General features: G+C 49.8%; 30 protein-coding genes. 14 read left to right on the plus strand and 16 right to left on the minus strand.

Annotation, left to right across the window (positions count from 1 at the left end):
- The coding region (locus tag GF404_05400; protein ID MBD3381617.1) for a coproporphyrinogen III oxidase family protein at positions 1-191 on the minus strand (191 nt) is incomplete at its 3' end.
- Positions 192-708: 517 nt separating this feature from the next.
- Positions 709-774, minus strand: coding sequence for a CRISPR-associated protein Cas5 (gene cas5, locus GF404_05405; protein MBD3381618.1), 66 nt, complete (start codon positions 772-774; stop codon positions 709-711).
- A 212-nt stretch (positions 775-986) separates the two neighbouring features.
- On the opposite strand from cas5, the gene GF404_05410 reads away from it, so the two are divergent.
- Positions 987-1,475, plus strand: coding sequence for an NUDIX domain-containing protein (locus GF404_05410; protein ID MBD3381619.1), 489 nt, complete (start codon positions 987-989; stop codon positions 1,473-1,475).
- On the opposite strand, the gene GF404_05415 is transcribed toward GF404_05410, so the two are convergent.
- Positions 1,469-2,341 carry a hypothetical protein gene (locus tag GF404_05415; protein ID MBD3381620.1) on the minus strand — a complete coding sequence of 291 codons (873 nt, stop codon included), beginning with the start codon at positions 2,339-2,341 and terminating at the stop codon, positions 1,469-1,471. The genes GF404_05410 and GF404_05415 overlap by 7 nt on opposite strands.
- Before the next feature lie 278 nt (positions 2,342-2,619).
- Between GF404_05415 and GF404_05420 the strand changes: the two genes are divergently transcribed.
- The 4 genes from GF404_05420 (at position 2,620) to GF404_05435 (ending at position 4,610) form a co-directional block, all read left to right on the plus strand.
- Positions 2,620-2,850 (plus strand): hypothetical protein, encoded by a 231-nt coding sequence (locus GF404_05420; protein MBD3381621.1) that lies wholly within the window; start codon positions 2,620-2,622, stop codon positions 2,848-2,850.
- A complete protein-coding gene (locus GF404_05425) occupies positions 2,850-3,170 on the plus strand; it encodes a hypothetical protein (protein MBD3381622.1) in 321 nt (106 codons plus the stop codon). The genes GF404_05420 and GF404_05425 overlap by 1 nt, the downstream gene beginning before the upstream one ends.
- A gap of 229 nt (positions 3,171-3,399) precedes the next feature.
- Complete coding sequence (locus tag GF404_05430) at positions 3,400-3,882, plus strand: hypothetical protein (GenBank protein MBD3381623.1); 483 nt, start codon at positions 3,400-3,402, stop codon at positions 3,880-3,882.
- Positions 3,883-3,977: 95 nt separating this feature from the next.
- On the plus strand, positions 3,978-4,610 hold the full coding sequence (locus GF404_05435; protein MBD3381624.1) for a hypothetical protein: 633 nt from the start codon (positions 3,978-3,980) through the stop codon (positions 4,608-4,610).
- 51 nt (positions 4,611-4,661) lie between these two features.
- Here GF404_05435 and GF404_05440 read toward each other — a convergent pair whose 3' ends face one another.
- Genes GF404_05440 through GF404_05485 form a run of 10 tightly spaced genes read right to left on the minus strand, consistent with a single transcriptional unit; the run spans position 4,662 to position 14,000 of the window.
- On the minus strand, positions 4,662-5,117 hold the full coding sequence (locus GF404_05440) for a hypothetical protein (GenBank protein ID MBD3381625.1): 456 nt from the start codon (positions 5,115-5,117) through the stop codon (positions 4,662-4,664).
- Positions 5,117-6,136 carry a ketol-acid reductoisomerase gene (gene ilvC / locus GF404_05445; GenBank protein ID MBD3381626.1) on the minus strand — a complete coding sequence of 340 codons (1,020 nt, stop codon included), beginning with the start codon at positions 6,134-6,136 and terminating at the stop codon, positions 5,117-5,119. Before ilvC ends, GF404_05440 begins: the two co-directional genes overlap by 1 nt.
- Positions 6,127-6,846, minus strand: a complete 720-nt coding sequence (locus GF404_05450) for a pyridoxine 5'-phosphate synthase (protein MBD3381627.1) — start codon at positions 6,844-6,846, stop codon at positions 6,127-6,129. Before GF404_05450 ends, ilvC begins: the two co-directional genes overlap by 10 nt.
- 15 nt (positions 6,847-6,861) lie before the next feature.
- Positions 6,862-7,368 carry a hypothetical protein gene (locus GF404_05455; protein ID MBD3381628.1) on the minus strand — a complete coding sequence of 169 codons (507 nt, stop codon included), beginning with the start codon at positions 7,366-7,368 and terminating at the stop codon, positions 6,862-6,864.
- A gap of 40 nt (positions 7,369-7,408) precedes the next feature.
- Complete coding sequence (locus GF404_05460; GenBank protein ID MBD3381629.1) at positions 7,409-7,999, minus strand: hypothetical protein; 591 nt, start codon at positions 7,997-7,999, stop codon at positions 7,409-7,411.
- Complete coding sequence (locus GF404_05465; protein ID MBD3381630.1) at positions 7,999-9,822, minus strand: hypothetical protein; 1,824 nt, start codon at positions 9,820-9,822, stop codon at positions 7,999-8,001. The genes GF404_05460 and GF404_05465 overlap by 1 nt, the downstream gene beginning before the upstream one ends.
- Positions 9,803-10,612, minus strand: coding sequence for a ribosomal RNA small subunit methyltransferase A (rsmA, locus tag GF404_05470; protein ID MBD3381631.1), 810 nt, complete (start codon positions 10,610-10,612; stop codon positions 9,803-9,805). Before rsmA ends, GF404_05465 begins: the two co-directional genes overlap by 20 nt.
- Complete coding sequence (locus tag GF404_05475; GenBank protein MBD3381632.1) at positions 10,609-11,373, minus strand: YchF/TatD family DNA exonuclease; 765 nt, start codon at positions 11,371-11,373, stop codon at positions 10,609-10,611. The genes rsmA and GF404_05475 overlap by 4 nt, the downstream gene beginning before the upstream one ends.
- Before the next feature lie 4 nt (positions 11,374-11,377).
- Complete coding sequence (metG, locus tag GF404_05480) at positions 11,378-13,300, minus strand: methionine--tRNA ligase (GenBank protein MBD3381633.1); 1,923 nt, start codon at positions 13,298-13,300, stop codon at positions 11,378-11,380.
- The gene (locus GF404_05485; protein ID MBD3381634.1) at positions 13,266-14,000 is read right to left on the minus strand and encodes a hypothetical protein; all 735 of its coding nucleotides are present in this window, start codon (positions 13,998-14,000) and stop codon (positions 13,266-13,268) included. The genes metG and GF404_05485 overlap by 35 nt, the downstream gene beginning before the upstream one ends.
- A gap of 370 nt (positions 14,001-14,370) precedes the next feature.
- Between GF404_05485 and GF404_05490 the strand changes: the two genes are divergently transcribed.
- The 4 genes from GF404_05490 (at position 14,371) to GF404_05505 (ending at position 18,676) form a co-directional block, all read left to right on the plus strand.
- Positions 14,371-15,351, plus strand: coding sequence for a DUF362 domain-containing protein (locus tag GF404_05490; protein ID MBD3381635.1), 981 nt, complete (start codon positions 14,371-14,373; stop codon positions 15,349-15,351).
- Positions 15,352-17,001, plus strand: coding sequence for a 4Fe-4S binding protein (locus GF404_05495; protein MBD3381636.1), 1,650 nt, complete (start codon positions 15,352-15,354; stop codon positions 16,999-17,001).
- A 795-nt stretch (positions 17,002-17,796) separates the two neighbouring features.
- On the plus strand, positions 17,797-18,435 hold the full coding sequence (locus GF404_05500; protein ID MBD3381637.1) for a sigma-70 family RNA polymerase sigma factor: 639 nt from the start codon (positions 17,797-17,799) through the stop codon (positions 18,433-18,435).
- Positions 18,422-18,676 carry a hypothetical protein gene (locus GF404_05505; GenBank protein MBD3381638.1) on the plus strand — a complete coding sequence of 85 codons (255 nt, stop codon included), beginning with the start codon at positions 18,422-18,424 and terminating at the stop codon, positions 18,674-18,676. The genes GF404_05500 and GF404_05505 overlap by 14 nt, the downstream gene beginning before the upstream one ends.
- 226 nt (positions 18,677-18,902) lie before the next feature.
- Here GF404_05505 and GF404_05510 read toward each other — a convergent pair whose 3' ends face one another.
- Positions 18,903-19,127, minus strand: a complete 225-nt coding sequence (locus tag GF404_05510) for a helix-turn-helix domain-containing protein (GenBank protein MBD3381639.1) — start codon at positions 19,125-19,127, stop codon at positions 18,903-18,905.
- A gap of 13 nt (positions 19,128-19,140) precedes the next feature.
- A complete protein-coding gene (locus tag GF404_05515) occupies positions 19,141-19,812 on the minus strand; it encodes a DUF2975 domain-containing protein (GenBank protein MBD3381640.1) in 672 nt (223 codons plus the stop codon).
- A gap of 392 nt (positions 19,813-20,204) precedes the next feature.
- Between GF404_05515 and GF404_05520 the strand changes: the two genes are divergently transcribed.
- The 5 genes from GF404_05520 to GF404_05540 all read left to right on the plus strand — a co-directional run bounded on the left by GF404_05520 (position 20,205) and on the right by GF404_05540 (position 26,231).
- A complete protein-coding gene (locus GF404_05520; protein ID MBD3381641.1) occupies positions 20,205-22,541 on the plus strand; it encodes an MMPL family transporter in 2,337 nt (778 codons plus the stop codon).
- Between the two features lie 27 nt (positions 22,542-22,568).
- Positions 22,569-23,372: an outer membrane lipoprotein-sorting protein gene (locus GF404_05525; GenBank protein MBD3381642.1), complete on the plus strand. Its 804-nt coding sequence runs from the start codon at positions 22,569-22,571 to the stop codon at positions 23,370-23,372.
- Positions 23,373-23,391: 19 nt separating this feature from the next.
- Entirely contained in the window at positions 23,392-24,645 is a 1,254-nt protein-coding gene (locus GF404_05530) for a hypothetical protein (protein ID MBD3381643.1), read from the plus strand.
- Between the two features lie 30 nt (positions 24,646-24,675).
- Complete coding sequence (locus GF404_05535; protein ID MBD3381644.1) at positions 24,676-24,897, plus strand: DUF2892 domain-containing protein; 222 nt, start codon at positions 24,676-24,678, stop codon at positions 24,895-24,897.
- Positions 24,898-25,037: 140 nt separating this feature from the next.
- Complete coding sequence (locus GF404_05540; protein MBD3381645.1) at positions 25,038-26,231, plus strand: iron-containing alcohol dehydrogenase; 1,194 nt, start codon at positions 25,038-25,040, stop codon at positions 26,229-26,231.
- 11 nt (positions 26,232-26,242) lie between these two features.
- Here the strand turns inward: GF404_05540 and GF404_05545 are convergent.
- A partial coding sequence (locus GF404_05545) for an HDOD domain-containing protein (GenBank protein MBD3381646.1) occupies positions 26,243-26,809 on the minus strand: 567 nt, incomplete at its 5' end.

Below are 26,809 nucleotides of genomic sequence, written 5' to 3' on the forward strand. Positions count from 1 at the left end.
GAGGGTGTTCCTCCGCCCAGGTACAAAGTTTCGGTCCAGAGCCGGCCGTATCTTTCACCGAGATATGCCAGTTCCCGGTTTATGGCCGCCAGGCAGTCATCCTCCTGGCTCAAATCAGTCTGTGAGTAGAAATCACAATAGCTGCATCGGGATTTGCAAAACGGCAGATGGACATAGACTCCGATATTCATATAATTATAATAAACATTCTCCGTCCCGGGTCAAATGGTTTGTTTTCAACTCCAACACTGTAAAGAATTTAGCGAATTGCCGATATCGACATAAGAGGCAGTTTGACTCAGATTTTTATCCTGAACGCACCGGAGGGGTAAAAATTTTATCTGGCATTGCATTTCCGACGTTTATAATATAATGCCGGAGAGTGGAAGCATTGGTATAAACCATACCGCTTACCTGATATCTGGGTATCGAAATGAAATTGATAATTAAGCTTATATTCCCGCTCTACATTGTGTTCCTGTTTGCCGTGGCACGCCCGCAGTCAGACTCGATTGGCGAAGATACTCTTAAGGTTGAATCTAAAAAACCTGTCGAGCTCAGGATCGGCCAGATGAAGTTCTGCGGGGATGTGGTGGAAAAGGAACCGGTCGCTGTCGATACCGTTTTCAGTTCCGATGTCGGTAAGGTATATTTCTGGTCGCGTATATTCGGGCAAGGCAATGACGTATCGATCTTTCATGTCTGGAACTACAAGGGCAGGCAGGAATCCAAAGTTCCGATGACAGTCGACGGGGGCGGGTATCGGGCTTTCAGTTTTCAATCGATCGGTCAGAACCAAACCGGCCGATGGACCGTTTATGTGATAGATGAGGACAATAATGTTCTCGCGAAATCGACCTTCAGAATCAAGCCGAAGGAAAAACTAAGCGTAGATTCCGAATGATCCGATGTATGTAACTTCCCAGCTTGTAAAAGATTTCGAAGACAGCTACGGTAATCCCGCAATACTGACCGCGGAATTCGTGATGAATCCGGATGAGTTCACGTTTTTGAAGAAAAGCCGCAAGTTCGAGCGCTCCCACGATATCACCTTTTTCATCCGCAAGGATGATAAATGGATTGTCAATTCCAAACACTGGTATCCCCGGGGGCTGTATCGTATCCCTTCGGGCGGAGCCAATCCGGGCGAGACTGTCGAAGAAGGCACCCGTCGTGAAGCCTACGAGGAAACCGGTTGTGAGATCGAAATACTCAAATATTTTCTGCGCATAGGTGTACGCTTTTTATGCGGTGAGGAGCATGAGGACTGGGTTTCGCACCTCGTCCTGTGCCGCTGGACCGCGGGTGTATTGAGGCCGGTCGACAAACGTGAGATAAAAGAGGTGGTTCTGGCCGGTCCGGAGGATTTCGATAATTTCACGAAGATCATGCTGTCATTAAAGGTCGGTGGACTGCATTACCGCGAGTTTTTGCAACGCAATGCCTTCAAAGTCCTTGCTGAAGCAGGTTACTGATCGGGGTCGGCTTTGAGTTCCAGGTCGAGATGATAGAGGCACTCGACCGGGTTTTCCTGCCCCATAAGGCATACCAGACTGCGACTTGGTGCGCTGCGATTTGAACGCGAGGGCATATTTTCAACTAGTACACCCTGATCACAGCGCATGCATTTTTCCGGCTGGACCGGGAAGCTGGTAGCTGTTTCCGCCGCCACCAGAACAGATTCGCTGTCGGGCAGATCGCCATCGCCGCGCGTTTTCACTTCAATATTATGCACCTGGCTGAAAACCAGCCTGCCCTGGTTGAAATTAAACCTGGCGACCGCTTCGAAGCTGTCGCCCCCCGCAAACTGGAAACGGTTCTGGGTTTTAGCGCTGATCCTGGCGAAGGCGATATCCTCAAACAGGTCATAGCCGACATAAACGTGATCAAATACCAGAATCCAGCCATGAAAACGGAAACGGGGGTTGTCGGGAGAACCGGCCGCGCTCAAATCAGGTTTTACGCTGGCGATCTGGGCATCGATATCGATTTTACGTCCGCGGTTCAGACCGATCCAGTATTTGAAATCCTCGAGTTGGTGGAGGTAGTCACGGTACTCATCGGGCGAAACCAAAAGGCGCGGTTTCTGCTGGTATTTGTTTTCATAGAAGTGTTTGCAGGAAAAACATTTGCGTCCAACATGGCGGAATTTCTTGGGGCACGCGTGGCCTTTGTTGAGAAGCTGGCAACGCCACACAAAATTAAGGCATCCATCGGGATAGCACTGTTTCTCTTCCAGGATATAGTAAGTCGAAACAGCTCCGCCGAAACGATGGTGGGAGGAGTGGTTGCAGGAGAATATATCGTGCCGTTTGTATTGGTTCTTGTAAATCTTTCGCATCGCTATTCCCTTTTCATGATTATACGTATAAAACCGGATGGTTCAAGATAAAATCTGTGCCTGTCGATCTTCTGAGCATCCCACAGGGTATAGCCCCATCCCCATAACTTTCTGCCAGCAAACACTTTGCTGTTTCGCGTCGAAACCGCGACGGATTCCATGTAAATCATTGTGTATTAGCCTGTTAGCGATTTTGTTGGAGGCTTTTGGGAGCATTTTTTGGGGCGGCACTGCCATTGCAATTAGACCTTGCGGAACTTAAATCGTGAGGTGCTGTGATGAAAGTTAAGTTTACATTGACCATGGATGATCTGACAGTAGATGGCAAACATTACGACGCGGTTACGATCGACTGGGTGTCTGAGATCGCGCAGGATGAGGTCCTGAGTCTTTCCCAGCAGTGGATCACCTCCCAGAATTTTCTGACCCAGCGTATGATCGGGCTTTCACGGGTGGGTGAATCCTCGCTGACGATCGAACCGATCGATGAAAACGATCAGGGGGTCTGATGGCTGATCTTGAGAGGGTTTTGGCCGCTCTGTTTGACTGGGTGAGCGGCCTGGCGGGCAAGCATTGTTCCGAATTGCATCAATACCTGCTGTCGCAGTTCGGTCAACAGGCAGTTACGATCATCTATATATCGGCTGTCCTGATCATATTGGCGATTGGGTTCAAACTGCTCAAAATGGGAGTTAACCTGGTCCGTTTCGTGGTTTTACCGGCCTTGATAATAGCCTACGTGGCCGCGAGTTTCTTCTCCCTGAGTTTTCTCAAGGCCCTGCCGGTCGCGGGTGCCGCGTGCTCGGCCCTGTTTCTGATGAGATCTTAGGGTATGGAGTTATTCCCCGAAAGTATGGGCAGAACGCCATAGAAATATTCAAAAATATGCTGTTTCAGGTTCACATATATATGCCTATAGTATTGCCATACAAAAGCTTATCTATGCCGTCCCGGCCGGCACACAGCTTGCAAAATATGGTCTGAAGTAAATCAACCAGCTAACATCTTTTCGGGCGCATTAAGTGGATGCCCGATTTACGAAATCGGAGGGATGAGCTATGAGGTCTGAAGAGAAATGCCCGATTTGCGGCAGGCCGATGAAAAAGTTCGATCAGACTTATATGTGTATCAAGTGCAACGACCGTTACGGTGATTACTACAATTTCTTCGCCAGGGCCGTACAGGAATTTAAGGGCGAGGACGGGCGCGAGAAAGTGATCATCGAATGTCCCGGGGTAACCGTCTACGATCCGACAAATACCGAGGTCGTACAGGGGGTAAAGTGGAACGATCCTCGTGATTTCAGCCAGGGCTACACGATTGTCGATAAGCCGGTTTACGCCCCCGGCCATCAGCATCGACGGGCTGTTGACAAGGAAAAAGCCAAAAATTTGACCCGCTGTCAGGCCTGCCAGGACATGACGATCAAGATGCGCACTTTCAATAACCAGAAGATGCGCGATGTCTATATGCAGGATTCTCCAATGATGCCGAGCGCTAAACCGGGTGAAGATTTTTCTCCGCTTTCCGACTGTAAATAGGTAAACACGGTCTTAAATGTTTTATTTGCACTGCAAAATACGGTAGTTATATTTGTTTAAACTAATAAGCTATAACATCCAGTCAGGGAGGATTTGTGAGAAAACTTATGGCGGTCGGCCTGCTTATTATAATGGCTTTGCTGGTGGCATGTGGCGGTGATTCCGGAAGCGGGGCAACCGGTGAGGCGAAGGTAGTCGATGATTTCATGATCAGCCTCGTCGAAAAGGGTGACCTCAAGAGCGCTTACGACAAACTTGCCAACGAGGATCGGATGATGATGGGTATGATTCCCGGTTTTTATGATGTGATTACCGGCAAGGCAGATGAATCTGTGCCCGAGGAAGTTCGCCTGATGCAGGTCATGTTAAAGGAGATCGTGCCGATTCCGAAGAATGTCTTCGATTACAAGCTCGGTGACCCGCAGGGTGAGGGCGATACGCTCAAGGTCCCGATTGATTTTATCTACCCCAGGGAAAACATGGAAGAAGTTGCGAATAAGTATATCGACAAAGAAACCCAGGACAAGCTTGAGAATATCGACCAGCTTGATATGACTTTCGAGGAAAAGAAAGCCATGGTCAAAGACGCGCTCGGGAAAGTGATGAAGGGAATCCGGAGCGAAACTTTTGAAATGGATACGACTTCAGAAGTTATTACCCTGGTCAAACAGGATGACGGCTGGCGGATATCCATCATGGGCGCGATGCAGAATTTTATGCAGATGTAATTGAATTATGGCAAAATTGCAAGGCGGTGACTGTCCGGTCACTGCCTTTTTTTATTTCTCTTCTTCGAGCAGTTTTTTGGTCATCCGGGCGCGGTGTCGAAAGATCGCTTCAATTTTGTCCTGCGCCGCCCCGCCACCGACTATATTGCCGAGAACTCCCATTGGCAGGCTGTATTCGATATGATCTGTGAGCTTTGTTTTGGTTTCAGTGATTTTCTCGAATTGGTGGGTGTGCACCCATTTCTTGAAAAATCCCCCGATCTGGCGGTCGACCATTTTATAAGGAGCTTCGAGCTCATCAACGACAGTTTCCATGGTTGTTGTAATCGGCCCCATCTTGACGAACAATCCGACGCGCGACCCCTTTTTGAGCTTTTCCGGCGCGTGGAATACCTGCAACCGTGCTTCGTGAGGGGAAATACGCAACAGGTTCTTTAAGTCGAGATGAAACTCGAATACTCGCTCGATGTTGACATCGATATAGGTCACCTGTTTGAAAGTCGGCATTACTTGCTCCCGCCGGTTTTGTTGCCTGAAAGCTTTTTACGCAGTTTTCGGCCGGTTTTTTCCATCTCGCTTTCTTTCACCTCACGTTTGTACCGCTTAAGATTTTGCGAGCCGTTTCTGTATTCCGCCTGCCAGCTACGGGTGAATTTTCCGGAATCGATTTCAGAGTACAGCCTTTTCAGGTTATTATCGAACTTGCGGTCGAAAATTACAGGCCTGCTGTAGCTTATTCCGTAGCCTGCAGTGGTGGATATTTTCTCCATCATACCCGTGACACCATAGCGTTTGATCAGCCCGGCCAAAAGATCGATCTGGTGGATTGTCTCGAGGTAAGCGTTTTCCTTCGGCAGGCCGGCATCGACCAGAGTATCAAATGACCTCCGGCAGAGTTCGGACAGACCTCCGCATAAAAGGGCCTGTTCCCCAAACAGGTCGCCCAGGGTTTCATGTTCGAAGCTGGTCAAAAATGCTCCCCGCCGTGTGATTCCGACCGCGCGCGCCAGTGCCAGTGCCAGCTTGAGAGCGTTTCCGGAAAAGTCCTGCTCAACAGCCACATACCCGGACAGGCCGTCATCGTCGAGATACAGTCGCCGCAGATCAGATCCCGGTCCATGAGGCGCGAGAAGAACTACATCGCAATCCTGTGGTGGATGCAATAACCTGAAGTACACAGCATAGCCGTGCGCAAAGACCAGCGCGGTACCGGGGCCTGTTTTCGACTCCAGATATTTTTCATAGAAATCTGCTTGAATATGATCCGGGATCATAAACAGTATCAGTTCATAATCGGAATTGATCCTGGAAGGGGTGATAACCGCAAAACCGTCATCGACAGCTTTAGTTTTGCTTTTACTGCCCGAGTGAAGGCAGATCGTCGGTTCGAAGCCGGAGTCTCGCAAATTATTGGCGAAAGCTTTTCCCTGGTTGCCGTAGCCTAAAACCAGGATATTTTTGTTTTGCAGGAAGCCTGGATTGGCATGCTTTTGGTAGTAAACTCTCATTACGTGGTTTAACTCCATTTGACAATCGTGACCATATCTTCCAGGGCTTTCTGCAGTCCGACCACCAGCGCTTGCGCGACAACAGCGTGACCGACAACATATTCACTGATATTCTGGTTTTTCACCAGCGGAAAGATATTGCGATAATTGAGTCCGCCTCCGACTCGCACTTCGAGATTGTGTTTGACTGCCAGTTCGGCTGATTTCTCGATTTTACCGAGTTCGAGTTGATAATCATGATCACTTTTAGCTGTCACGAAATTGTTGGTGTAGAGCTGGACACCATCGCAGGAAGCTTTGGCGGCGGCTTTAATGTCATCATTTTCAGGTTCCAGAAGTAAAAACAAGCGTGCCCCGGTGGCTTGAATTTGTGCCATAAAGTCGCGGTCGAATTCCTCCGGGTCATCGGTCAGCAGACCCCGCTCGGTATAGAGTTCGCCGGCACGTTCGGGCAGCAGGGTAACTTCCTGAGGCTTGATCTCGCTGATCAGGTTGAGCATCTCGGCCTTGGGCGCGACCTGCAGGTTGAGACGGGTTTTTATCGTTTCTCGGAGGATAAACAGATCCCGTTCGCGGATCGAACGTCGGTCGAGCCTTAAATGGACACAGATCGAATCGGCCCCGGCCATTTCCGCCAAAGCGGCGGCCGCCACCGGGTCGGGAGAGCGAAGTCTGCGCGATTCACGCAAGAGGCCGATCTGATCGAGACTAATTGACAGTTTTTTCAAGCTCCGCCCACCTTTCTATTGATAGGATTGATCCTCCCAGAATACGATCCGCCATAAACCGTCCTCTTCTGAACGCCGGAATTTGAACTCGGCGATACCGGTCGCCTCGAACTGCTCAAAACCGAAATCACCGTCGGTATCACGTACCGAAAGCTGAAAGTAAACCTTGTACACCGGCCAGATTTCAGGGCCCACGGTTTCATCGCGGTCGTAGATCGGAATCCACGGATCGAGACGTATCTCGTCGAAATATGCGAACAGGTTGCGGGTGCGTTCCAGGTCACCCGAAGAACCGTCGCGCGGTATCTCGACCTCCTCGATCCGGCCTGATTTATCCTGATCTGTATATTTGAAAATGAAATTTTTGTCAAGCAGGTTTTCGTAAACATCGATATCACTGTGTTCGTAGGCGTATTTGAAGTTATGCAGGACGCTGTCGGGAGCTACCTGCGGTACGATCGCCTTGACCGAGGAGGGGCCCAGAACCGAGGGCGCAAAGGGATTGATACCGTCACAGCTCAAGAGCAGGATTGGCAGGGATACAATAGCTTTCGCGAGCAGTCTAACGGTAATTGTTTTTAAAGTCAGCCCAGCTGGGCCTGTCGGTGCGTTGATGTTGATCCTCCCATTTTGAGATGCTCCAGAGCCCCTGTTCATTTTCGATCAGGGTGAAAATGGAGGTGCCTTTAAATGTCGTGGAGTCAGTTGAAACCATGCCGTCCTGATGGCGTACCGATGATATCAGGTAACTGCGATAGAGTACCGCCGAGGTGTCGAAAAACTGGTCGGTAGTCTGTTCAAGGTCGGTCAATGTGATTGAAATCGAAAGGGTCGTGTCGGCCAGCAGGTTGTTGAACAGGTTTTCAGTCAGTTTCAATTCGGAGGCGAATGTCCAGCCGGAGTCCTCGACACCGAATTGTTCATTTATGAAATCATACTTGAAGAAAAAACTGGAGTCGAGACAGCGTATGAAATTAGTGATAACCTGTTCCTCGTAGGCGAATTCCAGATTCAAGAGCACCAGCTGTGGTTCGGAGGGCTGAATGAATGTGCCCTGTTCAGTCGCCGGAGTCTGCGGATCACGGCTCGAGAACGGGTCAGCGCAACCCAGTGTTATGATCGTGATGAGTATTAGCGTTAATGATTTTGGCATTAAAAAAACCTGCTGATATTTACAGTAACGATATCGGAATCCTCGTCGGAAAACTGCAAGCTTTCCTGGACGCGCCGGGTGTACTCGATCCGGACGTCGCTTTTTTCAGAGGGCCTGTACCCTATATTAATATAAATCTTCTGCCGTTTGAAAAGCTCTTTTTCTTCTAGAATTGTTTCACCCTGCGCCACAGCCGGCAGATGATCGAAGCTGTGCTTGCGCTCATAAGAGTATCCGGCGTCGACAAACAGCGGTTTGAAAGGACGCCATTTGAGTTCAAATGAGGGCAGGCTTCCGCGTCTTTCCCAGCTTATTCTCTGGGCCCACTGGTCGCGGTAGATCAACTGGCCGTAGTCCTCGAAACGATAGCGGTATGACAGCACCACCATAAGCGCGGGGGAAAAGATAATCCGTCCTTTTACCAGGTAGCCGGCTTTTCGGTATAAAGTGTTGCGGTCAGAATCCTCGAGTTTTTCGAAATCATACCAGATGTAGTTGGCATGCATCAGCCAGCTCTGCTCGATTTGGAGAAATTTGTATGGTCTCCAGGTCAGTTCGGGCTGGAGGATATACAATTCGTTATGGTTGTTATTGGCCGAGAGCTGGCTGGAGACATAGATGTCATGGATATACTGGTACGATCCGATCAACCTGCCAATCAGATGCCTGGTGAACCGGTGCTGGATTACCATGCGTCCCAGGCGGTAAGCGCGGTCACGGTCGGAGAACAGGTTATTGTCCTGTTTACCCTCGTAGGAAGTGACCGAAAAAGTACCGCTGAGATGAATTGAATCACGTTTTCCCAGAAGCCAGTCGGAAGCCATACGCACTTCGCCCAGGGTGATTATCTGTCCTGAAAACAGCCCGCCGAATTCCTCGTCGCTTCTGCGAAAGATATATTCACCACTCAGGTGAAGAAATTCAAACAGCGGATAATTGAGGCGCAGGTTATAATGAAAACTTGAGGTCAGGTTGTCGCGTCCCAGGAGACTGGAGGATGCCTGCGATTCAGAGCGGTAATCGAAACGGCGGTAGACATAGCTGGATATCAGGTCCGTCTTGAGCTTTTCAAAGGGGTAGAAGCTGATCAAGAGGTCACCCAGATGCTCATAACGGTCCTGTATTGCGATATTGTCAAAGCTTGCCAGCTCTGAGAAGAAACGGGTGGTGCGATAGTTGCCCGAGTAGTTGAGCCTGATCTGGCGGGAGAGATCGATCTTGTTGAAGCCGGCCTTGAATCCGAATTTTTTCTCGGGAGTGCGCTTGAGCAGGTTGAGGTCATGCTCATAGGAGAGACGCAGTCGTCCGAGGTCGAAAAAGTTCTGGGAGTAATTCAGATCAAGTTTCTGCTGGAGACCCTTGTCGATATCCTTCATGCCGGTTCTCCTGCGGGAGGTCTCAGAATAAGCCAGCGCCGACGTCATCTCTAAAAAACTGAATACCTGCCAGCTCTGGTGTCCACCGAGCTGATTTATCGTAACCTTCCGATCCTCGAGGCGGCTGTAATTGTTGTGAGCGGTCAACCCCCAGGAAAAACTTTTCTGACGATTGAAGGTCAGCTTGAGGTTGCTGTTGGCGTCTTTCTGCCAGCGGTCGGCCTGGTCGATAAAGAGCGATTTCTCGATTAGTGTCGCAGTGGAGCGATTCGACAGCTTCAGGCTGATCGAGTTGGTGATATCCTTGTCGTACCAGATCGAATCCTGCCACAAGTATGTCGATTTATCGTAGGAGAAATCGACAATCAGCCCCTGCCCGAAACAAAGAGATGGGATGATTGCCCAGATAAACAGGCAAATTATATATCTACATTTTCTCTTCTTCATATTTTCGCCAGGTATTGTAGAGCCGGATATAATCTTTAAGCGACAGTTCCTGCGGACGAGCGCGAGTCAGGATCTCGGCTTGTTGAAAAATCTCTTCGGCCACCTGTTTGGTCAGATCGGAAAATTTTACGAAACCATTGATTGCCATCTTGCGACGTTGCTGGAAAAAGAGCCGGATCATCCGGCGCAGTCTGTCATATTCTTCATAAGATATGCGCGGTTGCTCGAAAAAGTCGAGTTTGATCACCGACGAGATAACTTTGGGAGGCGGATGGAATTCCTTTGGCGAGAGGTTGAATAGAATCTGTTTCTCGCAGAAGTTATCAGTGAAGACCGTCAGCGAGCTGTATTCAGATTCGCCGACTTCGGCTGTCAGCCTGATTGCCAGTTCTTTCTGCACGGTCACAACCGCGCTGTCTATATGCTTATGATTTTCGCACAGTTTCTCGATGATCGGCGAGGTCATGTGGTAGGGGAGGTTGCCGACCACCTTGAGCCTGCTTTTTGAAACTGCCTGCGCAAAATCGAAGTCGAGGATGTCGGAGTGGATCGCTTTAAGTTTCCGGGCGCGATGATATTTCTGCTTCAGGAAACTGGTCATACGAGAATCGATATCGACCGCGTAGACTTCGGCATGGCTGGCGATCAATGCCTCGGTCAGGGCTCCGGTGCCCGGGCCAATTTCAACCACGGTGTCGGTGGGGGAAGGATTCAGCCGGGCTACGATTTTGGCCGCGGTCGCCTTACTTTTTAGAAAGTTCTGTCCGAGCGATTTTTTAGGATTGATCATCGAGCTAAATTAAACAACTCGATCGCGTTTTGATCAATCTTTTTTTCCAGTTCTTCGAATTCGATCTCTTTTACTTCGGACAGTTTACTGTAAGCGTACTGCACAAAAAGCGGGCAGTTGCGTTTGCCACGGTAGGGTACCGGGGTTAAAAACGGACAGTCGGTTTCAAGGATGATCTGCCGGAGAGGGACCTCACGGGCGACTTCTGAGGCGCGGGCGTTTTTGAAAGTCAATGTGCCCCCGAAAGCGACCAGCAAATTCATATCAGCCGCGCGTTTGGCATCGTCAACTGTACCGGGGAAACAATGCAGGACACCGCTTTTCTCGTGGTCATGTTCCTGAGCCAGTATCTGCAGGCTCTCTTGCATAGCTTCCCGGATATGAATCACCACCGGCAGTTCCAGTTCGGAGGCCAGACGAAGCTGTCTGCGGAAAGCATTGAGCTGATCCTCGCGGGGTGAATAATTACGGTAGTAGTCGAGGCCGATTTCGCCGATGGCAACCGCTTTCGGATGCTGAGCCAGACGTTCCAGCTTGTCCTGAACCTGGCGGTTGAACTCCGAGGCGGAATGGGGATGATAGCCTATGGCGGCGTAGATCTGATCGTTTTGATCGGCCAGCCTCAAACTTTCGATCGAAGTTTTCTCGTCGATCCCGATATTTACCATGTGGCTCAGACCGCTATCGAGAGCTGAGCTGATGACTTCCGCACGGTCGTCATCGTAATCCTTGAAATCGAGATGGCAATGAGTATCGATCATGATATCAGCTGATTTTTGCCCCGGACGGGATGTCTTTGTCGACAGTCAAAAGGGTCAAAGTTTTCTTCTTTTTGGCGGCCAGGAGCATACCCTGTGATTCAATCCCGCGCAATTTGACCGGCTGGAGGTTCGTGACCGCTATGACTTTCTTGCCGATGAGATCATCCGGATCGTAGTGTTCGGCGATACCGGCCACTATCTGCCTTTTTTCCGGCCCGAGTTCTATCTGAAGTTTCAACAGGCGGTCAGCTTTGGGGACCTTTTCCGCCTCTTTTATCTCGGCTACTTTGAGCTCGACTCTGGCAAAATCATCGATTGCAATCAGGTTGTCCTGCGCTTCCGGCGGGGCGGTTTTTTCGGGTTCTGGTTCAACTTTGGGCATCTTCAGACGCGGAAACAGGTTCTCTTTCGGCAAAGCCAGTTTTTCGGCAAATTGCAGGCTCCGGCCCAGGTTCTGGAGGATATCAGCAGGTTCGATTTCCTCGCCGAACAGTGACCTTGAGACGATCGCACAACGTTCCACCAGATAGGGAGAGAGCAGAGCGGTCGCCAGTCCGATTCCATACGCGACGTTATAAAGTACCTCTTCGAGCTCGGCTGTCTGGCCTTGCTTGGCGAGCACCCACGGCCTGGATTCATCGAAATACGTATTCAGACGATTCAGGTAGTCGATCACCTCGTCGGTAGCCAGTTTGATCTGGACATCCTCGAGCCGTTCGCGCACTTTTCCGACGGTGTCGTAACCGGCCTTGATAATATCCGGCATGACCTCATAGAGCATCTCCGGTATCTTACCCTCCAGATTGCGGTCGATCATCTTGAAAGTGCGGGAAACCAGGTTACCGTAGTTATTGGCCAGGTCGGAATTGTACTTGGTATAAAAATCCTCGACCCGGATATCGCCGTCGGAGCCAAAAGCGCACATATTCAGAACAAGGTAACGGGTGCCGTCGACGCCGAACCAGTCGATCATATCTCCGGGGCGGATGATATTGCCGAGCGATTTCGATATCTTCCGGCTGTCGAGAATAAGATAACCGTGGATAACGATCAGGTCGGGCAGTTTGACACCTGCCGCCATGAGCATGGCCGGCCAGAAAATGCAATGAAACTTGAGAATGTCCTTGGCCATCAGGTGGATGATCCTGCCCTCGTTCCACCACTTCTGGTAATCGGTATCTTCCGGGTAACCCAGAGCAGATATATAGTTAATCAGAGCATCGATCCAGACATAAGTGACCTGTGATTTATCGAACGGTATCTCGACACCCCAGCGGACTTTCTCACGCGAGAGGGAAAAATCCTCGAGGCTTTGTTTGAACAATCCCAGGACCTCATTTTTACGTCTTTCCGGTACAATCCTGATTTCATCCGATTCTATTTTCTGTTTGAGTGGCTCCAAAAATTCTGAGAGCTTGAAGAAGTAATTCTTTTCTTTGAGTTCGACCGGTTTGGTGAGATGAATAGCGCAGTTGCCGACTTCATCGAGATCGCGCTCGGTCAGGAATTTTTCGCATCCGGTGCAATACTGGCCGACATATTCGCCCTTGTAAATGTACCCGCTGTCATGCAGTTTCTGGACCAGTTTTTTGACCGCTTCCTCGTGGTCGGGATCAGTTGTCCTGATAAATTTATCGTAATCGAGTTTCAGTCTGGCCCAGCTGTCCTTGAAGCGCTGACTGTTGCGGTCGCAGAATTTCTGGGGTTCTATGCCCTCTTTTTCGGCCGCCTCGGCCACCTTGGAGCCGTGCTCATCGGTACCGGTCAGAAAATAGGATTCGTATCCGAATAGCTTGTGGTAGCGGTTGAGCACATCCGCCGCGACAGTCGTGTAGGCGTTGCCGATATGCGGTTCGGCGTTGACATAGTAGATCGGCGTGGTGACATAGTATCTATCCGGATGAGTCACTGTTGTCTCCTTGATTATGCACTTTTCTGCGGTAGGTCGTTCTGTAGCCCTGGTGGATTAGAAAATTCTGCTTGAGGCTGACTTTCTCTTCGTAGCCGTTTTCATGCCGGACGACTATATCCTTTGAAAAGATATTGGCTTTTTCGACCGTGCCGACACCGTTTTCGGTTTCGTAAGTAGAACCGATCGCGGGCAGACGCGAGAGCGCATCTATATAGTGGCTCTGTTCATAATTGAGGCAACACAGCAGGCGCCCGCAATTGCCGGAAATTTTCTGCGGGTTGAGAGCCAGGTTCTGTTCCCGTGCGAGCTGGGTCGTGATCGGTTCGAACTCCCGCAACCAGCAGGAACAGCATTGCTTTAAACCGCAGATCCCGAAACCGTCGAGGCGCCGGGCTTCATCGCGCACACCGATCTGCCTGAGCTCGATTCGGGTCTTGTAGATCGCGGCCAGGTCCTTGACCAGTTCGCGAAAATCGACCCGTTGATCCGCCGTGAAATAGAAAGTCAGTTTATTGCAGTCAAACTGGTACTCCACATCGACCAGCTTCATATCCAGGCCGTGCTTGTCGATCAGTGCCTGGCATTCGCCAAATGACTCATCTTCTTTTTCATGGTTGATACGCTTGCGCACCAGGTCGTCATCGGTGGCCAGACGTAAAACCGGCAGCGGTTTGTATTTCAAATTGATCTGCGGTAGGAATTCCCGCAATGCCATACCCAGATCTTCACCGCGTTCCGCGGCAACTATAACATACCGGGGCGGGTCGATTTCGATATCGTGTGTGTTTATGTAGTAGGCTCGTCGGCCTGCTTTAAATTCAACTTCCCAGAGATTAGACACTGTTCCTCCAAAATGTAAGCAATAAATCTATGTTATGATTATCTTAAAGTCAAGCATACAAATTATACGAACTCAACCGGCAGAGTGAAGTATGAGATTGGCGGCAATGTCCTGTCAATTAAAAAAATTTTTGATTGAAATCAGGTTTTTGCGTATTACTTTAGAGGTAACTTATGGAAAATATTTTCGTATTATCTTTAAGGTAATTATGAGCAGGTTTTATTCGTTATCTTAGGGGTAATCTATGGCAGATTCAATCGATCGCAGAGAATTTCTGAAAAAATCAGGCAAGGCCGTGGCGGCCGCGGCTGTTTTTGGTGCCGGTTATGTCGCTTTTGCCCAACGGCCGGATTTTCCGGTGGTGCAGGAGGCCGAGATCGCCAGTGCCGACTATTCGCTGGCCGATATCTCGCTCAAGAATAAACTGGCGGTGGCTGAAGGGGGGTCGCCCGCGGAGCTGGGCAGGCGCGCGGTCAACGCTCTGGGCGGGATGGAAAAATTCGTCCAAAAAGGCGACAAAGTCCTGATCAAGCCCAACGCCGCCTGGGACAGGACTCCTGAGCAGGCCGCCTGCACGAATCCAGAATTGATGGCCGAGCTGACCCGCATGACACTTGCCGCCGGAGCTTCCGAGGTGGTTGTCACCGATGTCACCTGTCATGACCCCCGCCGTACTTTCGCCCGTTCAGGGATCCAGGAAGCGGTCGAAAAAGCGGGTGGACGAGTCATTATCGCATATCATTATCGCATTTCGGATGCAGAATATGAGGAAGTAGATATGGGCGGGCAGATTTTAAGTGTCTGGCCGGTTTTGAAATATTTCATGGAAGTCGACAAGGTCATAAATGTGCCGATCGTCAAAAACCATACACTTTCCCGCGCCACTATCGGCATGAAAAATCTCTACGGCATAATCGGGGGCAAACGCCATCAGCTTCATCAGCAGATCGACCGTTCGATCGTTGACCTGTCGTTGTTTCTGAAACCGACCCTGGTGGTCGGTGATGCTTACCGGGTGTTGATGCGCAACGGGCCGACCGGCGGATCGACCGGCGATGTCAAGACCGCTGAGACGGTCTTTGCCACGGTCGACCAGGTCGCCGCCGACAGTTTCGGATGCAAATTCCTCGACCTGAATCCCTCCCAGGTGCGCTATATACCGATGGGGCAGGCGGATGGCCTGGGGCAGATGGATATCTCCAAAATGGATCTGGTTACCGCGTAGATGAATATCAGGCAGGTCAGAAATATCCGCCGCGTTGTTCAGGCGGTGGTGCTCATCCTCTTTATAGTTTTGCTTCTCAAGACCGGCTTTTCCGGGACTGTCTCGGCCGATGCCCTAAAAGATTATAGAATTGCCTATCCGGTCAAGATATTTCTGGAGTTCGATCCCTTAATATCGTTTATGACTATCCTGACCGGGCTGACTTTGTACACCGGGTTGTTGTGGTCTCTGGTTACGATCGTGGCGACGATTTTTTTCGGGCGGTTTTTCTGCGGATGGATCTGCCCGATGGGTACTGTCAACCAGGTCTTTTCGACCGTGCGTTCGGAACGGCTCTCCCGTCGGGGACTCAAACGGATCAAGTCCAACCAGTACCACTGGTACCAGAAGATTAAGTATTATATACTGCTTTTGTTTGTCGGGGCCGGAATTCTGGGGTTGATGATCGCCGGGATTTTCGACCCGATTTCGCTTCTGATCCGTTCGCTGGGGCTGGTGGTGATTCCGATTCTGGCGCAGGTTTCCGACGCGGTCGCCGATGTCACATTCGACCTGGGTATTCCCGGAGCCTGGATATTGGGATGGGTAGCTAATAAATTCAAATCCTCGGTTCTGTTGACGCCCAACACGCAGACTTTCAACACTATCTTCTCACTGGGGCTGTTTTTTCTTCTGGTTTTAGCCGCCAATCGTTTTTTCACCCGTTTCTGGTGCCGGGGGATCTGCCCGTTGGGAGCGTTTCTGGGGTTGATTTCACGCTGGTCGATTTTCGGGCTGGAGAAACGTGAGGACCAATGCGACCAGTGCAACAAATGTTTGATGCATTGCCAGGGTGCCGACGGTCCGCAGGCGGGTGTGAAATGGCGCAAAAGCGAATGTCATGTCTGCCTGAACTGCCAGGCGGCCTGCGACCGAGGCGCGCTCAAGTTCAAGTTTTTCCCCAAATCCGAAAAGCAGATCAAGCCCGACCCGGATATCACCCGTCGCAAAGTGATCGGCGCTACCGCTGTCGGCCTGGGAGCGGCGGCCTTGTTCGGATCGCAACCGCTTTCGGCCAAACCGAATGATAAGCTGATTCGTCCGCCGGGCGCAACGGCTGAAGACCTGTTTTCGGCGCGATGTATCCGTTGCGGTGAATGTATGAAAGTCTGTCCCACCAACGCGCTTCATCCGACATTTCTGGAAGCCGGATGGGAAGGTATCTGGTCGCCGATACTGATCGCGCGGATCGGCTACTGCGAACCGTCGTGTACACTCTGCGGGCAGGTCTGCCCGACCGGGGCGATCCGCGAGCTGACTCTGGGCGAAAAAGTGGGTGATCAGGAGCATAAGCCGAACGTGATCGGGACGGCGTTCTTCGATCGGGGCAGATGTCTGCCGTGGGCGATGGCGACCTCGTGCGTGGTCTGCGAGGAATGGTGTCCGACCTCTCCCAAGGCGATCTACACGATCGAGGAAGAAGCCGTCAATCAGAAAGGGGAGACAGTGGTGGTCAAACGGCCGTATATCGATCCGAACTTATGTACCGGGTGCGGTGCCTGTGAGTATGCCTGCCCGGTGTCGGACAGAGCTGCGGTCTATGTCACTTCAGTCGGCGAATCCCGCTCCAAAAACAACCAGATCGTCCTCGAAAAATCCCGCAGGAATTAGAATTCCCCCAGATCAAATCCCGCTTTGGAGTGGGATCTGATTTACTATAAAATTGCAGGGGGCAAGCAACTTGCGTGAAGCATTCGTATAAATAAAAAGTGTGCCCCATAGTATATTATAATAGATAATAATCAATTGAAATTGCATAGCCGCTACGCACCCCGCAATGACATTGACATACAAATCGTCATTTCGACCGATCCGGCTCACGCCGGAGTTTGATGATATCTCAATCTTTTTTCCCAAGGCAGGTCACAATCTCCCGACTGAAGTCGAGAGCTCAAGACCTGCCTTAACGAAGCGAGAGATCCTCACATCGTCATCATACCAGGGGCATGACACTTCCTACGGATGACTTTAACGTACGGTCGGAAATCTTCCCTGACCGAAAATCAAACCCAGGTTTTCTCATCGCGAGCAAAAAGCGGCGATCTTTAATGCCCGGCAGTTGCCCACATCTGCCACGGACATTCTACTGAATAAAATGCAACGATATCTGTATGTTAATAAGAAAACAAAACCAAACGGAGGAGTTAAATGAAGCTCGAAGAGAAAAACGACATCTCACCGAACTGCCCTCATTGTCAGACACCTTTGCAAATAATATGGCATCAGCAGATACAGGGAATGATTGGAAAACGCTATGTCTATTTCTGCCCGCACTGCCACAAAGTATTAGGAATCTCACATCGCAAAGGATTCTGGATGGGGTAGTGGGAAAGCATACAAAGTATTATGACAAATTAGATTGCTGCGCCCTGATGTGATCACTCACAATGACTAGAAACTGCTTACATGATTTTTGTTTTTTTTCTGAATCGTTTTTGTTATTATGCTGTCCAAATGGATGAGAAAGAGTTAGTCAAAAAAGCTCAGCAGGGTGATTTCGATGCATTCAACACCCTGATAGAGAATTACAAAACCAGGATCTATAATCTCGCGCTGAAGATGTCGGGCGACCGTCATGACGCGGAGGATATTTTGCAGGATACGTTTTTGAAAGCAGTCGACAATATCGACAAGTTCCGGGGTGAATCATCGTTCGGGACCTGGCTTTACGCGATCGCGGTCAACCAGGTGCGGGGCCAGTACGCCAGCCGTAAGAAGGCCGAACTCAAGCCGATCGAAGATTATCTTCCCGCCGGACATGGGTCGGCAGAGGACAAGGCGGTCCTGTTCGACTGGGGCGATCCTCATGATATTCTTGAGACCAGGGAAATCCAGGAGATAATCGATCAGACCCTGTCGGATATGCCCAACAAGTACAGCCTGCCGTTTATCCTGCGCTACTATGAAGATATGCCGGTCAAGGAGGTCGCCAAAACGATGAACCTGACGCTGGCGGCGGCCAAGTCGCGGATACTTCGGGCCCGGCTGGCATTGCGCGAGAAACTCTCGGAAATCTTCAGGGAGAAAACCAATGAGCAGGTGTGACAAACGCATACAGGAGATCGCCGATTATATCGACGGTGAGCTCGATTCGGAAGTCTGCGAAAAGCTGGAAAAACATCTGGCTGAATGCAAGAACTGCCGTCTCATGGTCGACTCGATGAAACAGACCGTACAGCTCTGCAAGGACGGTCACTGCGAGGATTTACCCGAGGATATCGCAGAGAAGCTCAATGAATCTATCCGCAAACGCTGGGAAAAAAAATTCGGCAGGTCATCAAAATAGATAACTGCGATCTCCGCATGATTATTGAGCTTGATAAAACCCGCAATTAGTGTTATCTTACCTCTACAATACTGTCGTTAATTCAAACTCGGACTTAGTTTATGGTAGAGATAATCGGCATGATCATCATAGCTTTTATCGTATTGCTTTTGGTCGTATTCGTCCTGGGTAATTTAAGCGACGCTCTCGATGACATGGAAAAGAGCTTTAAAAAGTAACGCTGTGATCAGTCGCCGTCTTCTTGATCCTCCGGCTTGTATTCAAGGATATCCCCCGGTTGACAGCTGAGCACCCGGCAGATCTCGTTCAGGGTCGAAAAGCGGATCGCCCTGGCATGATTGCGCTTCAGGACCGAGAGGTTGGCGATGGTCAGGCCGACTTTATCCGCCAGCTCGGTCAACGACATCTTGCGTCTGACCAGCATCAGATCCAGATTCACTAAGATTGCCATAATTGCACCGCCCTTATATAGTCAGGTCCCGGTCGTTTTTCAGCTGAAGACCGTAGTCGAAAACCTGCGCTATTACCAGCACCAGAAAACCCAACGCGACAATTTCCAGGTGCAGATCGAATTCCGGCATGAGTTTGAACCCGGTGATCCTGATTGCACTGGAGATCAGGGCACCATAGAGATAACTGAGGATACCGACTGCCGGGCCGATTATGATTACCGCATAGGCGATCCGTCTCAGGTTGAGGCTGTTTTCCGGAACAAACGGTTGCCCTGAGAAAATCGTTCGGATCAAGCGCCTCAGGTAATACACGATCCAGATAACTGCCAGGATCACCATCGCACCGATCGCGAACACGAACGGCCGTCCGGTCAGGCTGAACTTGCTCGATTCTGTCGCCAGCGATACACCGCGGAAATTATTGAGATGAAGGTGTGAATAATCATGATCCCGGTCGGTCGATTTAATGTCGAAGTCGGATTCGGAAGCTGGAAAGGCTTTGACGGAAAGTGCCATCACCACACCCAGATCCGGAAAATCCAGTATTCCTGTCAAATCGACAACCGCCAGGATTACTAAAAGGGCCAGTGTGATCAAGCTCAGGTACCAGATAATGTTCATGACTGCCTGGCTGATTTTGACGGCCGAGTTTTCCGCAACAGTCAGCTTATCAACGTCTTTCATAATAATGTAGATCCTCCTTTTTGATCGTTCACCTGTATTATACACTGGGATTTATCACTTGTCAAGTAATAATTACCGATAAACAATAATTATTTATATAATATCGACAATATAATATCGAAATTAAGTAATATTTCGCTTTGACGGAATAAATGGAAACATTGAACCATATAGAAGGTTTTAGTTGACTGAAGCAGTTGGCAAACGCTTGATTGTCAAAAAGTTCAGAAAACGCCGAACAAATTATCCAATTTGACAATTCTGAACAGTGATAATCCGCCGATTGATATTAAAACGTTATAAATCAAAGGTTTAAATTTTTTTGAATCGTTTTGTTCGCTTTCCCATCTAAACTGGTAAACATGAAACAAAATGTGTAAAGGAGCGAGCTTATGAAGAAAGCACTGACAGAATTTGCGATAGACCATCCCTGGATTGTGATCGGTGTGGTTATAGTTATTACTGCGTTTTTCGCGATCCAGTTTCCTAAGATTCAGATCGATACCGACCCGGAAAACATGCTCGCCAAAGATGAGCCGGTCAGAGTTTTTCATCAGAATGTAAAAGAAGAATTCGGCCTGTATGATTTCATCGCGGTTGGAGTTGTGGCCGAGGACGGCGCTTTCAACAAGCGTATTCTGACCAATGTCTACAAGATCATCGAGGAGGTTGAAGATATCGACGGTGTGATTGCCGATGATATCATGGCGCCCTCGACCGTGGACGATATTTTACAGACTCCCGACGGAGTCCTGAAAGTCGAGACTTTGCTGGAGGATCCGCCGGAGACCGATGAGCAGGCCGCCAGTATTCTTGCCCGTATCAAGAACAATCCGATCCTGCGTGGTAAACTCGGTTCCGATAACGGCAAGGCCCTGGCGATGTTTATTCCTATTGAAGCCAAGGATATGTCGTACCGCATTTCCAATGAAATCAAGGCCATTATCGATAAATACGAGACCGGCGAGGAATACTATATCGCCGGTTTGCCGGTAGCTCAGGACAGTTTCGGGGCGGAGATGTTCAAGCAGATGGCGATCTCGGCTCCGATGGCGGGTGCGATTATTTTTCTTCTGATGCTTCTGTTTTTCCGCAATGTCAAGATCGTTATACCGCCCATGATCGTGGCGGTGGTTTCGGTTGTCTGGGCTATGGGGATGTTGATTTTGACCGGTCATACGGTCCATATCATGAGTTCGATGATCCCGATCTTTCTGATACCGATCGCGGTGCTGAATTCGATTCATATCCTCTCGGTTTTTCATGACCGCTACCAGAAATATAAACATAAGAAGACCACGATCCGTGACACTATCGCTGATCTTTTCATGCCGATGTTATTTACTTCATTGACGACTGTGGTCGGTTTTATATCGCTGGCGACAACCCCGATTCCGCCGGTCAAGGTCTTCGGTATCTTTGTGGCCTTCGGTATCTTTGCCGCCTGGATACTTTCTCTGACTTTGAATCCGGCCTTTGCGGTTTTAATTTCCGATAAGACTCTACGCAATTTCGGCCGTTCCGAAAAGGAAGAGCATGGCATCTTGTCGAAGATCATGCATGCCCTGCGCGATTTCAACCGCAGGTTTTATAAAGGTGTGCTGGTCGGCGCGGTAGTCATTGCTATCGTGGCAGTAATCGGTTTGTTCCAGATCGAGGTCAACGACAACCCGGTCAAATGGTTCAAGCCGGGTCATCCTCTGCGGGTGGCCGACAATGTCATGAACAAGCATCTGGCCGGAACATATATGAATTACCTTGTAATTGACGGTGGCGAAGCGGATGCTTTGAAAAACCCCGAGCTTTTGAAATACATCGAAAGACTCCAGCGTCATCTCGAAAACAACAAGATCGTCGGGATGACTACCGGTGTTACCGATGTCGTCAAGAAGGTGCGTTACGAGCTCTATTCGCAGGATGAAGAAAAGTACGCGCTTCCTGATGACCAGAATGAAGTTGCCCAGAACCTGTTTTTGTACGAGATCTCCGGCGGAGATCCCGAGGACCTGTTCAAGCTGATCAACAACGATTACTCGAAAGCTAACGTCTGGGTGCAGATGACCAATGGTGACAACCAGGCGGTGGCCAAAGTGGTCCAGGATGCTGAGGAATTTATAGATGCTAATCCGCCACCGGCTAAAATCGATGTCAACTGGGGGGGACTGCCGTATGTCAACATCGTCTGGCAACAGAAGATGGTGGTCGGTATGCGCAGTGCTCTTCTGGGATCGTTCGCGATCGTTTTCATCATGATGATGATCCTGTTCCGTTCATTTATATTAGGTTTGATTTCGATGCTTCCCCTGACGATCACGATCATGGCAATCTACGCCGCTATCGGATATATCGGCAAACCGTACGACATGCCGGTTGCGGTATTGTCATCACTGACTTTGGGTCTCTCGATCGATTTCGCAATTCATTTCATCAAGAGATCGAAATACATTCATGAAGAAACGGGAGATTTCGATAAGACATATCCATTAATATTCGAGGGGCTGGCTCGTTCGATATCTCGTAACGTGATGGTGATCGCGATTGGTTTCGTGCCGATGTTTTTCTCGACACTGGTGCCGTATGTAACGGTCGGATCGTTTTTCTTCGCGATCATGCTGGTCTCCGGCGCGGTAACCATGATCCTGTTGCCGTCGATCTTCATCGCGATGCGCAAAAAACTGTTTCCAGATAAAGAAGTCAAAGAATCCAAAGCTAAAGCAAAAGTAGCGTAATCTATCATATAAAAGAGGAGGAATACGATGAATACTTTCAAGAAATTAACCCTGGTAATGACCGCGCTGGTGATGATTTTAGCGGTCGATCTGTTCGCCGATGATGTCGCTTCTGACCTGATGAAAAAGGCGCATCTGAATATGTTCTATGCCGAGGATGACGGCCTGGCCGAAGTCAATATGAGCATTGTCAACTCCAGTGGCAAGGAACGTATCCGCGAGTTTGCCATGCTTCGCCTGGATAACGAAGAAGGCGGTGAGCAGAAGTATTACACCTATTTTCGCAAGCCACATGATGTGGCCCGCCTGACCTTTATGGTTCACAAGAACCCGGTCGATACCGATCAGCGCTGGCTGTACGTTCCGGCGGTAGACCTGGTCAAGCGTATCTCTGCCGACGATAAAGGCTCCAGCTTTGTCGGTTCGGACTTCAGCTATGAAGATGTCTCCGGCCGGCACTGGTCCGAAGATAATCACAAGATAGTAGAAGAAAAAGAATACAATGGCAAGCAGGTCTATGTGATCGAATCCGTACCAAAGGCCGAAGATGGCATTTTCGGCAAGAAGCACACTTATATCGATAAAGAGACTATGCTTCCGATCCGCGAGGAATACTACGACGACAAAGGCGAGCTGGAACGGATCTTTACGGCTGAAAAAATCGAGGTGATCGAAGATGTACCCACGGTAACTGTGCGCAAGATGGAAAATGTGCAGAAAGAACAGCATACCATAGTCGAGTTCTCCAGCATCGATTACAATGTCGGGGTCGACAACGATATTTTCACCGAGCGGTTTTTGAAGAACCCTCCACGCAAGTATATCAAGTAAAAGAATCTGGAGGTGCGCTATGAACGCTGTGAAAATGACACTTATTGCGACGATACTGGCTTTGATTTTGGTTACGGTCACCGCTTCGGCTGATGATGTTTACATCAGTGGATTTTTGCAGGGCCTCTATGGTGGCGGTCTTCATGACGACAATCCGGTTCCCTCGGATTTGACCGCCTCCGAGACCCGTCTGCAGATGAAGCTGGAATCGTACCGCGGTTCAGCCGAATTTTTCGGACGCCTCGATTTCTACTACGATGGTTACAATGAATCCGAGTATGACTGGGAACTGCGCGAAGGTTACATCAAGTTCCGGATGGGCGCGTTCGATTTCAAGATCGGCCGTCAGGTGCTGACCTGGGGAACCGGCGATTTGATCTTCATCAATGATAATTTCGCCAAGGATTACCAGTCGTTTTTCATCGGGCGCGACGACCAGTACCTCAAGGCTCCGCAGGATGCTTTGCGGGCCGCCTGGTACAGCCCGCTGGGTGCGCTGGATGTCGTCTGGACTCCCAAATTTACGCCCAACCGGGTGCCGACCGGGCTTCGTCTGAGCTATTACAACCCGCTGGTCGGTGATATCGTGGGTGGTGAACAGTTCTATATGGAAGGTCGTGAACCGGAAACCGAATTCAAGAACTCAGAGCTTTCGGCCCGTCTGAAACGCTATTTCGGTACCGCTGACATCGCCCTCTATTTTTACAAGGGATTTTACAAGAATCCGGAGGGCATGGATATGGCGACGATGGAGGCCTACTACCCTGAATTGTTTGTCTATGGCGCCTCGATGAGGATGCCGATCTTTGAGGGCATCTTCTGGGTCGAGGGCGGTTACAGCGATTCCCGTGATGATCCCGACGGCGATATCACCACTATACCTAATTCAGAAATCGCCGGCCTGGCAGGTTTCGAGAGACAGGTGGCCAACAACCTGACTGCCAATATCCAGTACCAGGCGATCTATATGGTCGACTACGATAAATTCGAAGAAAATGTCGGCGGGCAGACGGAAGTGGATGAGGTCTACCATCTGCTGACTTCGAGGATCACGCAACTGTTGAGGATGGAGACCGTGGTGCTGTCAGGTTTCGTATTCTATTCTCCCTCGCAGGAGGATGTCTACTTCCGCTTCTCGGCCGACTACAAGTACAACGATGCGCTGACATTGACTTTGGGGGGTAATATATTCGACGGAACCGAGAAGTGGACTGATTTTGGAACATTCATGAAAAACGACAATTTATATTTCAAGGCCACTTACGGTTTCTAAACGAGATATTTCAGCCAAAGGAGAGATAAAATGACACTTGAACACAGCATCAGGATTTTAGCCGGAACGTTGATTCTGGCTTCGGTCGCCCTGGCTTACTTCGTCTCGCCCTGGTGGCATCTGGTGACGATTTTCGTTGGATTCAATTTGGTCCAGTCTTCGTTTACCAAATTCTGTCCGGCCGAGATGATTTTCAAGAAGCTGTTCTTTTCAGGTCGAAAAGAATATTCAGGTCAAACCGAAAACGCATGACCTTTTGATTTATAAAAGTCAGGGGGCTGAAAACCGCTATCATCGCTCGATAGCGGTTTTTTTATGCGAAACCGTTTGTGCCCGCAACCTGTTTGTGATATTCATAAGAGATAACCAACTATTTCGTCGAGGAGGAAACTATGGAGAATTTCATACTCAGGATGCCGGCCAAGATGATCTTCGGTCCGGGTGAGGTCGCGAAAGTCGGGGAAGAGGCATCTGTGTATGGCAATAAAGTGATGCTGGTAACAGGAAAAAACTCGGTACGCAAAACCGGACTGCTCGATCGTGTCACGAAATTTTTGACCGACAGCAGGCTCGAATATGTGCATTTCGACCGGATTGAACCCAATCCGCGTGCGACCACAGTCGATGAAGCCGGAAAAATCGCGCGTGAAGAAAATTGCGAGCTTGTCCTGGGTGTGGGTGGCGGTTCTGCTATGGATGCTTCCAAGGCGATCGCGGCCGTGGCTCACTCCGGTTACCCGATCTGGGAGCATGTTTACAACGATGACCGCGACAGGATCCGCCCGATCGAGGACGCATTGCCGATCATTTTGGTTCCAACTCTGGCGGCAACATCCTCTGAGAGCAACCGTGGAGGGGTGATCACGAACCGGGAAACAAACGAGAAGGTGCCGTTTTTCGCTGAACCTCTGTTTCCGAAAGTCTCGATTATCGATCCTGAATTGACGCTTACTGTCGGTCGTGAAACGACCATCGACGGCGCCATGGATATCATCAGCCATGTGATCGAATCGTATCTGACCGGACCGGACAATACTCCGCTCCAGGACCGTTTCACAGAAGGTGTCATTCGCACGGTTATAGAGAATCTCGAAAAAGTTCTGGATAATCCCGGAGATATAGAAGCCCGCACGAACCTGTCATGGTGTTCGACTATCGCGCTTCTGGGACCGGTCAACCTGGGCCGACCGGGGCCGTTCCCATTGCATTCTGTCGAACATGTGATTTCAGGCCACTACGATATCTCCCACGGCAAGGGGCTGGCGATCATGTTTCCGGCGTTGATGCGTCTTACTTACAAAGACCGGCTTGAAAAGTATGCCTCGCTGGCTAAAAACATTTTTTTCGTGGAAACCGGGAAAATGAGTTTAGATGAAGCCGGACTTGAGTTTATCGAGAGGTTCGAGGCCTGGATGAAAAAAGTGGGAATGTTCGCGCGTCTTTCCGAAGTCGGAATCAATGCGGAAAGTTTTGAGACAATGGCCTCTGATACGATCCGGGTTTACGGTTTTGGAAAAGACCATATCGCTGGATATAAACCGCTTTATAAGCAGGATCTTATGCGGATGTTCGAGCTGGCGAAATAGCTCCGTCTGGTTTACTCGAACAGCGAGAGTTCGTGCTCGAATTCGCTCACCAGGCGTTCACCGAGTTCCTCGACCTCATCCATCTGCATCTCCACCACCTGCATAAAAAGGAGGTGATTGAGAGAATCGACCCGTTTGTCGTCGAAGCCGTAGCCACAGCGCTTGGCGATCTCGTTGGCAAACTGGATCAGGTATTCGATTGGCACTTCCGAGGCGTTGATCTGCTCAGGAACCTGGTTCTCAGGCAGTTCCGGATTGTGGTGATTGTAAACGGCATTTATCAGTTCCTGGGGCAGGTTCCATTTGCTCAAAAGCATCATGCCGACATCGCAGTGGGTAAAACCGAGTTCTTCTTCCTCAGCTATATGGAAATTCAACTTTTCCTTTTCTATCGAACGGATCAGTCCTTCGTAGTCGCGCCCGACTTTCTGGATCAAGACCATTTTGCCGATATCGTGCAAAAGACCGCCCATAAAAGCTTCTTCGGGATGTTTGTGGTTGATTTTATTGGCCACCAGGCGGCAGGTCATGGCGGTTGCCAGTGAATGTTTCCAGAGCGTTTCGAGTGTGTTATTGCC

The organism is Candidatus Zixiibacteriota bacterium (assembly GCA_014728145.1).
In the GTDB taxonomy this organism is placed as follows: domain Bacteria; phylum Zixibacteria; class MSB-5A5; order JAABVY01; family JAABVY01; genus WJMC01.